At 63.4% G+C, this 14110-nt stretch carries 11 protein-coding genes; 7 read left to right on the top strand and 4 right to left on the bottom strand.

Annotation, left to right across the window (positions count from 1 at the left end):
- Positions 1-104: 104 nt before the first annotated feature.
- From JFN93_RS24380 to JFN93_RS24395, 4 genes are all read right to left on the bottom strand, one after another.
- Positions 105-2018 carry a DUF2339 domain-containing protein gene (locus tag JFN93_RS24380; protein WP_199386997.1) on the bottom strand — a complete coding sequence of 638 codons (1914 nt, stop codon included), beginning with the start codon at positions 2016-2018 and terminating at the stop codon, positions 105-107.
- A gap of 169 nt (positions 2019-2187) precedes the next feature.
- On the bottom strand, positions 2188-3435 hold the full coding sequence (gene nrfD, locus JFN93_RS24385) for an NrfD/PsrC family molybdoenzyme membrane anchor subunit (RefSeq protein WP_199386998.1): 1248 nt from the start codon (positions 3433-3435) through the stop codon (positions 2188-2190).
- Positions 3436-3437: 2 nt separating this feature from the next.
- Positions 3438-4223 (bottom strand): 4Fe-4S dicluster domain-containing protein, encoded by a 786-nt coding sequence (locus JFN93_RS24390; protein WP_199386999.1) that lies wholly within the window; start codon positions 4221-4223, stop codon positions 3438-3440.
- The gene (locus JFN93_RS24395; RefSeq protein WP_199387000.1) at positions 4198-4692 is read right to left on the bottom strand and encodes a cytochrome c3 family protein; all 495 of its coding nucleotides are present in this window, start codon (positions 4690-4692) and stop codon (positions 4198-4200) included. Before JFN93_RS24395 ends, JFN93_RS24390 begins: the two co-directional genes overlap by 26 nt.
- A gap of 244 nt (positions 4693-4936) precedes the next feature.
- Here JFN93_RS24395 and JFN93_RS24400 point away from each other — a divergent pair, with 244 nt between their 5' ends.
- From JFN93_RS24400 to JFN93_RS24430, 7 genes are all read left to right on the top strand, one after another.
- Positions 4937-6466 (top strand): cytochrome c3 family protein, encoded by a 1530-nt coding sequence (locus JFN93_RS24400; protein ID WP_199387001.1) that lies wholly within the window; start codon positions 4937-4939, stop codon positions 6464-6466.
- Between the two features lie 402 nt (positions 6467-6868).
- A complete protein-coding gene (locus JFN93_RS24405; RefSeq protein WP_199387002.1) occupies positions 6869-7366 on the top strand; it encodes a chemotaxis protein CheW in 498 nt (165 codons plus the stop codon).
- Between the two features lie 145 nt (positions 7367-7511).
- Positions 7512-8189: a PTS sugar transporter subunit IIA gene (locus tag JFN93_RS24410; protein WP_199387003.1), complete on the top strand. Its 678-nt coding sequence runs from the start codon at positions 7512-7514 to the stop codon at positions 8187-8189.
- Between the two features lie 2 nt (positions 8190-8191).
- Positions 8192-10195 (top strand): proton-conducting transporter transmembrane domain-containing protein, encoded by a 2004-nt coding sequence (locus JFN93_RS24415; protein WP_199387004.1) that lies wholly within the window; start codon positions 8192-8194, stop codon positions 10193-10195.
- A 390-nt stretch (positions 10196-10585) separates the two neighbouring features.
- Positions 10586-11140, top strand: a complete 555-nt coding sequence (locus JFN93_RS24420; protein WP_199387005.1) for a beta-class carbonic anhydrase — start codon at positions 10586-10588, stop codon at positions 11138-11140.
- Between the two features lie 225 nt (positions 11141-11365).
- A complete protein-coding gene (locus JFN93_RS24425) occupies positions 11366-13192 on the top strand; it encodes a proton-conducting transporter transmembrane domain-containing protein (RefSeq protein WP_236021950.1) in 1827 nt (608 codons plus the stop codon).
- A gap of 9 nt (positions 13193-13201) precedes the next feature.
- On the top strand, positions 13202-14110 hold the full coding sequence (locus JFN93_RS24430) for a respiratory chain complex I subunit 1 family protein (protein WP_199387007.1): 909 nt from the start codon (positions 13202-13204) through the stop codon (positions 14108-14110).

Consider the following 14110-nt stretch of genomic DNA (forward strand, 5'->3'; position numbering starts at 1 on the left):
AGGGGGCTGCGCCTTGGCGGAGATCGGCCGAAGGTGTGCCTCCGAACCTCTCTCCCGACGGTGGACCAGCCTATGTGCCCACCGCTTCTTTCAGGCGGTCCGCGTCAGGAGTTCACCGCGGGGCCACCATTTTGGGAAAGCTCTTCTTTGTCGATTGTCAACGGTCCGTCGCCACGTGCCTTATTATCCCCCTTCCATCTTCCCAACGCTACCGATTCGACCGCTGCGGCCAGCCCGAAGCTGAAGACGCTGACCACGAGCGGCACCCCGTGGGTGCCGAGGAGATCGTACAGGAACACTTTCACCCCCCCGACCAGGGTGAGCAGGATGGCGATGTTGCGCAGCTCCTTTTTGCCGAGGAAAAAGCCGGCGAGCATGAGGGCGGCGGCGCTGGTATTGATGATCACCGACTGGCTGCAGCGGAAGGCGTTGGGGACTTCGGCGGCGGTGACGGTCAGGGTCAGCACCTGCAGGGCGGCGATCCGCGCGGTGATGAAACCGCTCGCCAGCGCGGCCATCAACAAGGCCACCGCGCTGAAATCACCCCGGTCGTAACGGGAAAAGAAAGATGCCTCCGGCGGGGCCCATTCCCGGCACCACTGGTAGTGGTACAGACAGATCACGGCGAGCAGGCCGGCCGGCAGCGCGTTCACCAGGTCGGCGGCCGCCGCGGGGTTGAAGTAGACCCCGGCCGAAAGGGCGGCGACCGTGTACAGCTGCAGCAGGTAGGAGGTCGCCCGCACCCCGCCGTTTTTCCATTTCCGGGAAAGCAGGGCCAGGAAAAATCCCCCCACCGACAGCACCGGCAGCGACAGGAGAAAGTACCCGCTGGCAAAGGGGAGGGCGGCGGCGCTGAGCGCGGCGCCGGCAAAGGCGAAACTGTTGGTCCCGGGAGCCCCGGCCCGGTTGCGCCCGACCAGCCATCCGGTCGTCGCCAGGTGTCCGACCGCCAGGATCAGGCCGAGAAAGCCGACCGGCTGGGTGGTGCCCCACCAGCAATGGCTGACGTAAGCCGCGGCGCTGAAAGCCCAGAGGGCGTTTAAGGTCGGCAGCGCGAAATCGAAACGGGTGATCCTTTCCCGCCGGACGATGCCGGTAAAGGCAAGGCCCAGGTAGAGCAGGGTGAAGGCGGCCAGGGCCGGTAAAAACCACTGCTGGCCGAGCTCCGGTGCGACCGGGGTGTGGGCCAGAAGGTTCATCCCGAGCCGGACCGCCCACAACTGCATCATGGCCATGGTCACCGCGAGCACGATCCAGCGCAGCCACGAGCAGCTCTTGAGCTCGGCGGCGAAGTACCCGAGGATGTTCGCGGCGAACAGGATCAGGGACAGGTACGGGAAAAAGGGGTGCGGATAGTCGATGGCGGCGCCGGCCAGGCACATCCCCAGGATCCCGAGCGAGACGGGGAGGAGCTTCTTGTGCCGGTAGCTCACCCAGGCCATCCCGCCCCCGGTCGCGATCAGGGTGAGATAGGCGGGGACCAGCGGCAGCGAGGCGAAGCGCTGGTGCGTCTCCACGACGATGGTGGCCATGAGGACCGCGCCCGAGGCGGCGAAGATCGGCGCCAGCGGGCTCTGTTTTTCGTAGCGGTACGCCCCGATCAGCATCAGCGCGGCCGCATACCCCATTCCCAAGCCGGAGCCGACCAGGGTGTTGATGAGGTTGTTGTCGGTGACCGTACGCAGGATGAGGGCGATCACCAGCAGAAAGCAGAGCGTGGAAAGGCGGGTGAGCAGGTGCGCCTTCCCGGCCCAGTTGAGGAGTTCCTCCGAGACATCCTCCGGTTCGTCCAAAAGCGACCCCCCGGCAGCCGGCACCGCCGGGAGGGGGGGGGCACCGAAGCTGCCGGTGCCATCCGTTGCGGCAGCCGCGGCGGGAGCGGTGGCGGGAGTCGGTGCGGCAACCCCCGCTGCCGTAGTCAAGGTGACCCCTTCCAGGCGCGCCAAGCGATCTCTCAGGACCGAGAGCTCGGCGGAAAGCTCTTCGACCCGTTGTTCCAATGAAGCCTTCTCTGTCATGACTTCCTCCCGATGAAAAAGCGACAGCCAGCTAGATGCTCAAGAGCGTCCTTCTTGCTGTGATAACCGCACCTCCTTCATTGCATTGTTACGGGACAGGCTTCCCTGGCGCCGGATCCCCCTCTCCTTCAAGGGGAGGAGGCCATCCGGGTTGTTCATTGACCATTGACTAATGCGTGTCCTTGAACACCGGCATCACCTTGTTCAGGACGTAGAAGATGCAAAACGGCACCACGGCGACCAGCAGGGCGCCGCAGAGCCCCTCCTTGAAGGTCTCCATGTCGTGCGGGACGATCGGGAGGTGGTAATGCATGAAGCCCGACAGCGAGGAGGAGAAGGCCTGGCCGCCGATGACGACGTTCCAGCGCATCATGAACACCCCGAGGAGCACCAGCATCGTCCCGAGGACCGCGCGCCGGATGGTCAGCCGGGGCATCAGGAAGAGGATGAAGGGGACCAGGTTCCCCATCCCGTACTGGATCACGAAGATGTTCACGAAGTCCCGCTCGTAGATGACCCGGCGCAGGATGTCCCACGACTTCATCGCCGTGTAGCCGCGGAAGATGAGGTCGAGCAGCTCCAGGGTGATCGCCGCGACCAGGAACATCACCAGGTAGCGGCTGGTCATGGTGACCACGTCGATCTCGGCGCTTTTCAGCTCCTCGTGGCTGGGGAGCTCCGGGTACTGCTTCTGCCGGTGGGCGGCCAGGATCTTCCGGACCTCCATGGTGACGATGTAGGTGAGGATGCAAAGGGCGATGCCCGAGACGACCGCCGAACAGATGAAGATCACCGGCATGAGCGGCGTCATCCAGAGCGCGTTCGCCTTGACCGAACCGAAGATGAATCCGGCGTAGCCGTGCAAGAAGCAGGCGACCGGGATGCCGGCCGCGGCAAGCTTCTTCACCGCCCGCTCGTCGGCTTCCAGGGCCTCGTGGCTGATGTCCTCGGCGCCCAGCGTGAGCGCGGTGAACAGGAGGTGCAAGAGATGCTCGCTGAAGCTTCGGTCCGCGATCGCGCGCAGCCGCAACGCGGTCTCCACGAAGTGCTTCCGGTAGACGAACCAGAGCTCGGAGGCGACGATCATGCCGTAGGTGGTGAAGACGATGCCGAAGGCGGCGATCGCCGAGGTGAAGTGCGGGGTCATCATGACCTCGATGCCGCGCTGGGGCTGCTGCAGGTGGAGCATCAACGGGAGCATCGCCACCGGGAGCAGGGCGAAGGAGAAAACGAGCGAGAAACGGGCGATCCCCTTGAGCGCCTTCACGTTGAAGACGTGGTAGAGCGAAGAGAGGACGAAGGCCCCGGCCACGAGGCCGGTCATGAACGGGTACATCACGATCTGGATGGTCCAGTAGATGTACTCGTTGGGGTAGGTGAAAAACTCCTTGAGGGTCCAGGCTTCTCCGTGCACCATGGCTATTTCACCTCCTTGGTGAGCCCCAGGTAGAAGACCTGCGGCGTCGTGCCGTACTCTTCTTTAAGGACGTTCACCCGCTCGGTCGTGATGATCTTGGTGACCGGATCCTCGGGGTCGCGGATGTTGCCGATGCGGCGGGCACCGAAGGCGCAGGCCTCGACGCAGGCGGTCTTCATCCCCTGGCTGATGCGGTGGTAGCAGAAGTTGCACTTCTCCGCCGTGTGATACACCGGGTGGAAAAAGCGGACCCCGTACGGGCATCCCATGACGCAGTAGCCGCAACCGATGCACCACTTCCGGTCCACCAGCACCACCCCGTCCTCGGTCTGGTAGGTGGCGCCGACCGGGCAGACCTGGACGCAGGGGGGATTGTCGCACTGGTTGCAGAGCTTGGGGACGAAGAACGCTTTGGAGATCTCCTCGTTCTTGATCTCCTGGAACTTCCCCTCCCCGATGTCGATGGCCCGGTTTTCGAAACCGTCGCGCCCCCCCTTGGGGGAGTCAATGTGGGTCTTGCCGTCCTTGGTGACGACGTAGCGCTCGACCCAGGTGCGGGTTACGTTGGCGTCGTAGGGGATCTCGTTCTCGGTCTTGCACCCCTTCACACAGAAGCCGCAGCCGACGCACTTCTCGGTGTCCACCAAAAATACCCAGCGCACCTTCTTGCCGTCCCCCTTCTCGGCCAGTAGTCTCTTCGGGTCGAAGAGCTCGAAGGCCGATAGCGGAAGGGCCAGCCCCCCGATCATCAACAGCGATTTCTTACAGAAGCTTCTGCGCGTGATCATGGTGCCCCTCCTTTCTCGGGTCATGCGGCCAGTGGCAGGTGACGCACTCCAATCCGGGGTTGTGCGTTTTCGGGTCGATGCCGCGGATCTTGCCCCTCCCGCTGGTCGGGTATTCCAGTCGGAAATGGCAACGGGCGCAGAGTTCCCGGGTGCGGTCGATGTTGAGCGCCTTCGGGTCTTCGGGATGCGCCAGGGCGGGGCCGTGGCAGTTCTCGCAGGCGATGTTCGCGTGCGGAGACTGCTTGATCTCGTCGTACTTGTCCCGATGGCACTTCTTGCAGTACTCGGTGGTGCGGTACTTGACGGTCACCTTCTGCCACTCCCCCTCGTTGCTGGGGCGGTGCCAGCCGTACATGTACCCGCGCGGGCCGATCCCGAAATCCGGTGGCACCACGATCTTTCGCACCACAAGAATCGTGGCGACGACGAATAGGACCACGTAGAGCGGTCGCCAGACATGACTCTTCACGATTACCCTCCTTCCTGGAAATGAACGAAAAACGGACGGATTTGGTCTTTAATGAATTATAAAACGTTGTTCCAAGATATAGCAGCGCGGCTCTTCAATGCAAGAAGAAAGTAGCGATATTACGATAAAGTAAGCGAAGAAACGTGTTTTGTATAAGTGTTTTCTCAGCCGAAAAATTTTTTTGACAAATGCGCAACACGCATAGTAAACTACCGCGTTTTTGAAACTCATTAAGGAGAGAAGAATGCCAGTAAGAAAGTACGCCGGTTACGCCTGGAACCTGATCAGCCTCACCGGGATGGTGCTCGCCATCACGGCGACCGGCCTGATCATCGCCTTCCTGTCCTACGAAGAGATTACCGGGGTGGAGAAGCCCTACCTGGGGCTCTTGACCTACTTCGCATTCCCCGGGATGCTCATCGCCGGACTGCTGCTGGTGCCGCTGGGCGCCTTCCTGGTCCGGGAAAAGCGGCGCAAGGCGGCGGGCGACATTCCGCCTTACCCGACGGTGGACTTCAACGAGCCGCACAAACGGCACCTGCTTATCTTCTTCGTCCTTGCCAGCATCATGTTCGTGCTGGTGGTCGGGATCGCCTCCCTTAAGGGATACGAGTTCACCGAGTCGACCACCTTCTGCGGCGAGCTCTGCCACACCGTCATGACCCCGGAGCACACCGCCTGGAGCAACTCCCCGCACGCCAAGGTCAAGTGCGTCGAGTGCCACGTCGGCCCCGGCGCCGCCTGGTACGTCAAGGCGAAGATCTCCGGTATGCGCCAGCTCTACGCGGTCGCCTTCCACACCTATCCGACCCCGATCGAGACCCCGATCGAGAATCTGCGTCCGGCCCGCGATACCTGCGAGCACTGCCACTGGCCGGAGAAATTCTACGCGGGGCGTCAGAAGGTCTTCTATCACTACGCACCGAACGAGCAGAACACCCCGCGTGAGATCAACATGCTGATCAACATCGGGGGCGTGCCCAAGACCAACCATGCCAAGGGGATCCACTGGCACATCGGCCAGGAGCTGACCTACGTCGCTACCGACCGCAAGCGGATCAACATCCCCTACATCCAGGTCAAAGAGAAAGACGGCAGCATCACCGAGTACGTCGACACCGAGAAGCCGCTCACCAAGGCCGAGATCGAAAAGTCCAAGAAGCGGGTCATGGACTGCACCGACTGCCACAACCGCCCGACCCACATCTACCGCGCTCCGGGCGTGGAGATGGACGAGTGCTTCGTCTCCGGCCGCATCGACTCCTCGCTGCCGTACATGAAGAAGGTTGCCGTCGAGATCCTGACCCGTCCCTACAAGACCGCCGAAGAAGCCAAGGCGACCATCGCCAAGGATCTGCCGGGCTACTACGCGAAGAACTACCCGGCCATCGCCTCCCAGAAGGCGAAGCAGATCGAGGCCGCCGTGGCTCAGATCCAGGACATCTACGTCCGTAACTTCTTCCCCGAGATGAAGGTCTCCTGGAACACCTACCCGAACTACATCGGCCACTTCTACACCCCGGGCTGCTTCCGCTGCCACGACGGCAAGCACAAGAACGCCGCGGGCAAGGTGATCTCCAAGGACTGCAACATGTGCCACACCCTGCTCAGCCAGAAGCAGGAGAACATCCCGGCCGGCACGCAGCCCAAAGAGTTCGTCCACCCGGTCGACATCGGCAACGAGATCGTGAAGACCAACTGCAGCGACTGCCATGCCGCCGGCGGGCAGGACGTTCCGGGTGGGGAAACCCACGGGGGCGAGAAGAAGGAATAATCGCCCCGCAGTAAATGGCAGGTAAAGCAAAAGCCCCTCCGGTTTTCCGGAGGGGCTTTTCTTATGGGGATATTCCCGCAAGCGTCGAAGGCGAACCTTGGCGTCCCCTCCCCTTCAAGGTCGCGCGCGACCGAGCGAGCCCGCGACGGACAGGGTGAGGATGGGGTTCATGATGTGCCACCCGAAAGGCAAATCCCCCCCATCCACACCTTTGCCCAAGGGGGGGATCGAGGCTGGACGTTCTTTGGAGGACCCAATTCCATTTCTCGCCGGAATGCCTGTCAAAAACCGGTGTTGGATCGGCGGAAAAAACTCCTAAAGAATCCGTATCCTTTACCGATAATGAAGACTGTATCCGGCGTAGCAGGCAGGGGCGCCGTTTCCAACGAGGAGGAGAGAGACATGGCCATCGAATCAATCGCTGAAACGACGCAGTTCCTGACTTTCCGGCTCGCCGAGGAGCTTTTCGCGCTGGACATCGGCAAGGTGCGGGAGGTCCTTGACTTCACCACCATCACCAAGGTACCCCAGACTCCCGACTACATGCGCGGGGTGATCAACCTGCGGGGGAGCGTGGTCCCCGTCGTGGACCTACGCCTCAAGTTCGGCATGGCCAGCGGCGAGCAGACCGTCAACACCTGCGTCATCATCGTCGAAGTGGAGATGGATGGCGAGAAGGTCGTCATGGGGGCGATGGCGGACGCGGTCCAGGAGGTCCTCGACCTCGAACCGGACCAGATCGAGCCGCCGCCCCGCATCGGCACCAAGCTGAACACCGACTTCATCACCGGGATGGGAAAACACAACGACCAGTTCATCATCATCCTGGACATCGACCGGGTCTTCTCGGTCGACGAGCTGCTACTCGTGGAACGCGAAGCGGCCGCAGTGAACGGCTGATCCGCAGCCGCAGCCAGCAACCAAGAAAGGGTGTCCCGACCGGGGCACCCTTTCTTGCGTCAGGAAAGGCACCACACAACAACCTTGTAACTTTTTCACAACGATGTTATACACACAGCCACTGCAGGACCGTTAGGAGATTGTCATGTTGATCAAGGCTTCAGAGGTGGCCGAGCTGCTCACGACCGACGAGCAGACGGTAATCAAGTGGGTGAGAAAAGAGAAACTGCCGGCGACGCTGGTCCGGGGGAGCTACCGGATCAACCGGGTCGACCTTCTGGAATGGGCAACCGAACACGGCATCACCGTCCCTCCCGAGCTCTTCGCCGCCGCCGAGGCGGACATCCACTATCCCACCCTCACCGAGGCCCTGACCGCCGGCGGCATCCACTGCAACGTGCAGGGGACGGACAAGCTCTCGGTGCTCAAAAACGTGGTCTCCCTCCTGAAGCTCCCGCCGCAAATGGATCCGGACTTTCTCCTGCAGGTCCTGCTGGCCCGCGAGGCGCTCGGCACGACCGCGGTGGGACGCGGCATCGCCATCCCGCACGTGCGCAACCCGATCCTGTTGCAGAACAAGCCGGAACCGGCCATCACCCTCTGCTTCCTCGCCAATCCCATCGACTTCGGGGCGCTCGATGGCGAGCCGGTGCGGATTCTCTTTCTGCTCACCAGCCCCACGGTCAAGGTGCACCTGCACCTCCTCTCCAAGCTCAGCTACGCGCTCCATGACGAGGAGTTCCGGGGCGTGCTCGGCAGGGCCTGTGATCCGGAGGGGATACTGGGGGCGGCCCAGCGCTTCGACCAGCCAAAGAGGAAATAGCCATGAACCTTCCGGGTGAGGCATCGATCGCGTTCATGCTCCTCGCCTTGGCCCCGCTTTTCCAGGGGATCTCGGGAATTCCGCTCCTTTTGCGCAAGGGATCGCCGGGCGCCCAGCGCCTCGGGGTCCTGCTGCTGGTTGTCGGTTCGCTCTGCGGCTTAACCGGCGCCGTCTTGAACCTCCTTGCCCCCCACAGCGAACGGTACGTCCTTTCCTGGGGACTTCCCTTCGGTCCGGGGGAGCTGGGGGTCGACCCGCTCACCGCCCTGTTTCTGCTCCCGGTATGCCTGGTCACCGGCTGCAGCGCCGTCTACGGGCTGGGCTACCACCCCGCTTTCCGCCACGGCGGCCGCGCCACGAAACTCGCCTTTTTCTACGGCCTGCTGGCCGCATCCCTGGTCCTGCTCCTCCTGGCCCGAAACGGGGTCCTCTTCCTGATTGCCTGGGAGGTCATGGCGCTCGCCGCCTTTTTCGCCCTTACCACCGACGACGACAACCCCGAGGTGCGCGACGCCGGCACCCTCTACCTGATCACGGCGCACCTGGGCTCGTTGGCCCTTTTCGCCCTGTTCTCGCTGCTGCAGCATGCTACCGGCAGCCAGGTCTTCCCCGCCTCCGGCACCCTCTCCGCGCAAGGCGCCCTCGCCACCGCGATCTTTGCGACCGGACTCATCGGCTTTGGTCTGAAGGCCGGCGTGATGCCGCTCCACATCTGGCTCCCGTCCGCTCATGCCAACGCCCCCAGCCACGTCTCCGCGGTCCTCTCCGGCGTCGTCCTCAAGACCGGAATCTACGGCCTGGTACGGGTCTTCTCCCTGTTTCACGCCATACCGCTTTGGTGGGGGATGACGGTATTGGTCCTCGGCGTCGTCTCGGCGATTCTCGGGGTCGCTTTCGCCCTCGGGCAGCACGACCTGAAGCGGCTCCTCGCCTATCACAGCATCGAGAACATCGGGATCATCATGATGGGGCTGGGACTCGCCCTGGTCGGGATGAGCCGCGGCAACCTGCCGCTGGTGGCATTGGGGCTCGCCGGGGGGCTGCTCCACGTGGTGAACCACGCCATCTTCAAGGCGCTCCTCTTCCTTGCCGCCGGGTCGGTGATCCATGCCGCCGGGACCCGGGAGATCGAGGTGATGGGCGGGGTAGGGCGGCACCAGCCGAAAACCGCGATCCTGTTCCTCGTCGGCGCGGTTGCCATCTGCGGCCTGCCGCCGCTGAACGGTTTCGTCAGCGAGCTTTTGGTGTACGTCGGCTCTTTTTCCGCTTTGCATCTGGACGACCTCGCCGGGACCGTCGCGTCTTTGGCGGCGCCGGCGCTGGCGCTGGTCGGGGGGCTTGCCGTCGCCTGCTTCGTCAAGGTCTACGGCATCGTTTTCCTGGGGATGCCGCGCTCCCCGGAGCATCAAGCGCTCCACGAATCCCCCGCGTCGATGCTCGCCCCTGCCGCGGTGCTGGCCCTTTGCTGTGTCGGCATCGGCCTTTATCCCGGCGGCATCGCCCCGGCCCTGACTGCGGCCGGCGGAGTGCTGGCCACGACTGCCACGGTGCCGGCGGTGGCCAGTATCATCCCGTTCTCCCTGGTTTCGCTGGTGGCGGTGCTCCTGCTCGTCCTCGCTGCCTCGCTGTTCCTTTGGCTTTATTTCCGGCGGGTGGCACGACAACTGCCGACCGCGACCTCGGTTACCTGGGGGTGCGGGTACCCCCGGCCCACCCCCCGCATGCAATACAGCGCCTCGTCCTTTGCCGACACCCTGGTCAGCTGGTTCAGTCCGGTCCTGCGACCGCAGGTGCACAAAAAAGGGGTGCAGGGGATCTTCCCGGGCCCGGCGTCCTACGAGGGGCACGTCCCCGAGACGGTGCTCGAGAAGGGATACCTCCCGTTTCTGGAGTATCTCTACGAAAAGAGCACGCCGCTGCGGCACCTGCAGCACGGCAAGTTGAATATCTACATCTTCTATACCTTCATCACGTTGGTGGTCTTGATGAGCCTGACCATGGGGTGAGGGGGGATGGGGGAGTTGCCGATCCAGCTGGGGGAGCGTCTTTCCCCTCGTTTTCTTCTTTACCGCCTGCGGCGGTTCGCGCCGGGAACGGCACTCCCACCGGGTAGGGCAGGTTTTTCTGCTTCAGGATGTGGTGCATCTGGCAGGGAATCCATCGCGACCAGAATGTCGCTCCTGCCGGGGTAAGGGGACCGGCACCTGGCGGAGCCAGTCCCCCTGGCGCCTCTGCCTGGTAATGCCGCGTTAAACGAAATGGAACGCTTTTTTACCCCGATGTCGTTTTTTTGAAAAACCCTGTTGTTTCTAAGAGTTGTTTGTGATAGGTACTGAAGATCCTGCTTTCCGGCCCCGCCCGGAGGCAAATTCACTTCAAGCAATAAAAGAGGATTCATGGCCGTTCTCGACGACATCCTGAAGGCAAACCAGAGCTTCATCCGCCCAGGCAAGTTCGCCCCGCTGCCCAAAAATCCCCAGAAACAGATTGCCATCTTCACCTGCATGGACACCCGCCTGGTCGACTTTCTGGAACCGGCGATGGGAATCCAGCGCGGGGAAGCAAAAGTCATCAAGAACGCCGGCAACACGGTCATCGACCCCAACGGGGGGGTGATCCGGTCGCTGGTTGCCGCCATCTTCATGCTCGGCGTGGAGGAGGTGCTCGTGGTCGGCCACAAGGACTGCGGCATGTCCTCGGTCGATGCGCCGTCGCTCAAGGCGCAGATGATCGAGCGCGGCATCGATCCGCAGGCGATCGAGACCCTGGTGCCGGACCTGGCCCAGTGGCTGGGGGCCTTCGACCACCCCGAGGAAAACGTGGAGCGGGTGGTCAGCGTGATCCGGCAGTCCCCCCTCATCCCCAAAAACGTTCCGATCCACGGACTTATCTTCTGCCCCACCGACGGGCACCTGGAAGTTGTAGTGGAGGGCTACCAGCAGTGTAAATAAATAAAGCGCTCCGCCCCTCGTTCCGGAGGATGTCTGGAGGGGGCGGGGCGTCCACAACCTAACATAGAAAGGCATGTGATGTTGCAGGATGTGATGCGGGACCCTTTTGTTCGGGTATTTCTCGCAGTAGTGTTAACCGCCTTTTCGGGGATTCCCGGGCTTTTCCTCCGGAAAGGGCCGACCGGGCAGCGACTGGCTACCTTATGCGCTCTCGCTGCATCTGCCTTGGCGCTCCCCGCAATTCTCGCCGCGCTTTTGGCTGGAGAGCACGCCGCGTACCTGGTCCGCTGGACCCTTCCCTTCGGGCCCTGCGAGCTCCTCCTCGACCCCCTGGCGCTCTTCTTCCTGATCCCGATCTTCCTCGTCTTCCCCCTGGGTTCCCTTTACGCAAACGGATACTGGCCCAACGCCTCCCACCCCACCACCCAACCCCCGGTCACCTTCTTCTACGGCCTGCTGGCCGCCGCCATGGCGCTCGTCGTGATCGCCAGAAACGGCGCGCTCTTCCTGATGGCCTGGGAGGTGATGGCGCTATCCGGATACTTCCTCTTGATCTGCGAGCACCGGCATCGGGAGGTCCGTGCCGCCGGAACCCTCTACCTGATCGCGAGCCACATCGGGGTCGCCGCGCTCTTTGCCCTCTTTTCGCTTTTGGCAAGCCGCGTCGGGAGCTTCGTCCTCCCCGGGGCGGGGGCTTTGCACCTCGATCCGTCCGCCGCTTTTCCGTTCTACCTCCTGGCGCTGATCGGCTTCGGCTCCAAGGCCGGCCTGATGCCGCTGCACATCTGGCTCCCGTCGGCCCACGCGAACGCCCCGAGTCACGTCTCGGCGCTTCTATCCGGCGTGATGCTCAAGATGGGGATCTACGGGCTGCTCCGGGTGACCACCTTCTTCCCGGAACGACCGCTCTGGCTCGGGGCGGTACTCCTTTCGGCCGGCATCGTCTCGGCCATCCTCGGCATCTCGCTCGCCGCCGCGCAGAAGGACCTGAAACGGCTCCTCGCCTACAGCTCGATCGAGAACCTCGGCATCGTGGCGGCCGCACTCGGCTCGGCCTTCATCGGCGAGGCGACCGGCAATCCCCGGCTCGCCTTCCTGGCCCTGACCGGCGGGCTCTTCCACATCCTGAACCACAGCCTCTTCAAGCCGCTCCTGTTCTTCAGCGCCGGCTCCGTGATGCACGCCACCGGGACCCGCGATCTGGACCTCATGGGGGGGCTCGCCAGGAAGATGCCCAAAAGCGCGCTCCTCAGCGCGGTCGGCGTGGTCGCCATCTGCGGCCTTCCCCCGGGTAACGGCTTCGTCAGCGAGTTCTTCATCTACCTCGGCTGGCTGAGCGAGGCGACCGCGCCCTTCCCCATCCTGGCGCTGGCCGCGCCGCTTTTGGCCCTGGTCGGCGGGATCGCGGTTATCAGCTTCGTGAAGCTTTTCGGCGCCGCCTTCCTGGGCGCCCCCCGCTCCGAAGGTGCGGAACACGGCCACGAATCCCCCGCATCGATGCTGGTCCCCATGGGGCTTCTTGCCCTGCTCTGCCTTCTGGGGGGCGTGCTTCCCCAGGGCTTTCTCGCCCTGACCCGGCCGGTCCTGGCCACCCTGGCGCCGTCCGCTCCTGGGTACCGGCTCCCGGTTTCCCCGCTTTGGTTCACCGCGGCGGCCCTGGCGCTCCTGCTCCTGGGGAGCGTCATCGCCCTCTTCCTGAAGGGGCGCACGGCGGGGCACGCGTCGCACGGCCCGACCTGGGGGTGCGGATATATCGCACCGACCACCAGGATGGAATACACCGGCACCGCCTTCTCCGGGATCTTCACCACCCTGTGGGGGGGAATCGTCCGGACCACCGTGACCGGCGCCAAGGTCACCGGCTTTCCTCCCGCCCCGGCCCGGGTGAGCTACACCCCGCGCGAGATCATCCTGGAGCGGGTGGTCGGCCCGCTTTTCAAGCTCTGCGACCAGGGGTTCTCGCTGCTGCGCCGGATGCAGCACGGGGAGGTGCAGGTCTACATCCTCTATATCTTTGTCACCCTGGTGCTGCTTTTGATCTGGGTTCGCTGAGGAGACACTATGGCTGATATGCTGCTCCATTTCCTGCTGGTTCTGGTCATGCCCCCCCTGCTGCTCGGGGTGATCGGCAAGACCAAGGCCGCCTTCGCCGGAAGGGTGGGGGCTCCCTACCTGCAGCCGTACTACGACCTGGCCCGACTGTTCCGCAAGGGGGTGGTGATTTCCGACACCACCACCTGGGTCTTCAAGGCCGGTCCGGTGATCACCCTGGCGGCGACCATGATCGCGGCCCTTTTGATCCCGTTCGGCAAGCACGCCGCCCCGATCTCCTTCGACGGCGACATGGTCCTTTTCGCCTATCTCTTCGCCTTGGGGCGCTTCTTCACCACGAGCGCCGCGCTCGACACCGGGTCGAGCTTCGAGGGGATGGGATCGGCCCGCGAGGTGACCTTCTCCTGCCTGGCCGAGCCGACGCTCTTCTTCGCCCTGATCACCCTGACCCGGCTTTCCGGTTCCCTGTCGCTCACCCCGATGCTCAACTACGTGACCCTGCCGCTTTGGGCCGACACCGGGGCGGCGCTGCTCCTCATGCTGGCCGGGATCTTCGTGGTGCTGCTGGCCGAGAACTCCCGCATCCCGTTCGACGATCCCAACACCCACCTGGAGCTCACCATGATCCACGAGGTGATGGTGCTCGACCACAGCGGCCCGTACTTCGGCGCGATCCTCTACGGGGCCTCGGTGAAGCTCTTCCTGCTCGGGGCGCTCTTCGTGAACCTCGCCATCCCCTTTTCCAGCGGCAACACCTACCTCGACTGGCTCCTCTTCGTTGCCTGCATGGTGGCGCTTGCCGTTTCCATCGGGGTGGTCGAGTCGGTCATGGCCCGCCTGAGGCTGATCCGCGTGCCGCAGCTTTTGGTGGCGGCGATGATCCTGACCGCTTTCTCCCTCGTCCTGGTTGTGAGGTGA

This window comes from Geomesophilobacter sediminis, from assembly GCF_016458275.1.
Classification (GTDB): domain Bacteria; phylum Desulfobacterota; class Desulfuromonadia; order Geobacterales; family Geobacteraceae; genus Geomesophilobacter; species Geomesophilobacter sediminis.

Excerpts from the sequence above, each read along its gene's own strand:
- JFN93_RS24400 (WP_199387001.1), top strand. The coding sequence starts at position 4,937 with ATGCCAGTAAGAAAGTACGCCGGTTACGCCTGGAACCTGATCAGCCTC.
- nrfD (WP_199386998.1), bottom strand. The coding sequence starts at position 3,435 with ATGGTGCACGGAGAAGCCTGGACCCTCAAGGAGTTTTTCACCTACCCC.
- JFN93_RS24380 (WP_199386997.1), bottom strand. The coding sequence starts at position 2,018 with ATGACAGAGAAGGCTTCATTGGAACAACGGGTCGAAGAGCTTTCCGCC.
- JFN93_RS24390 (WP_199386999.1), bottom strand. The coding sequence starts at position 4,223 with ATGATCACGCGCAGAAGCTTCTGTAAGAAATCGCTGTTGATGATCGGG.
- JFN93_RS24415 (WP_199387004.1), top strand. The coding sequence starts at position 8,192 with ATGAACCTTCCGGGTGAGGCATCGATCGCGTTCATGCTCCTCGCCTTG.
- JFN93_RS24410 (WP_199387003.1), top strand. The coding sequence starts at position 7,512 with ATGTTGATCAAGGCTTCAGAGGTGGCCGAGCTGCTCACGACCGACGAG.
- JFN93_RS24405 (WP_199387002.1), top strand. The coding sequence starts at position 6,869 with ATGGCCATCGAATCAATCGCTGAAACGACGCAGTTCCTGACTTTCCGG.
- JFN93_RS24430 (WP_199387007.1), top strand. The coding sequence starts at position 13,202 with ATGGCTGATATGCTGCTCCATTTCCTGCTGGTTCTGGTCATGCCCCCC.
- JFN93_RS24420 (WP_199387005.1), top strand. The coding sequence starts at position 10,586 with ATGGCCGTTCTCGACGACATCCTGAAGGCAAACCAGAGCTTCATCCGC.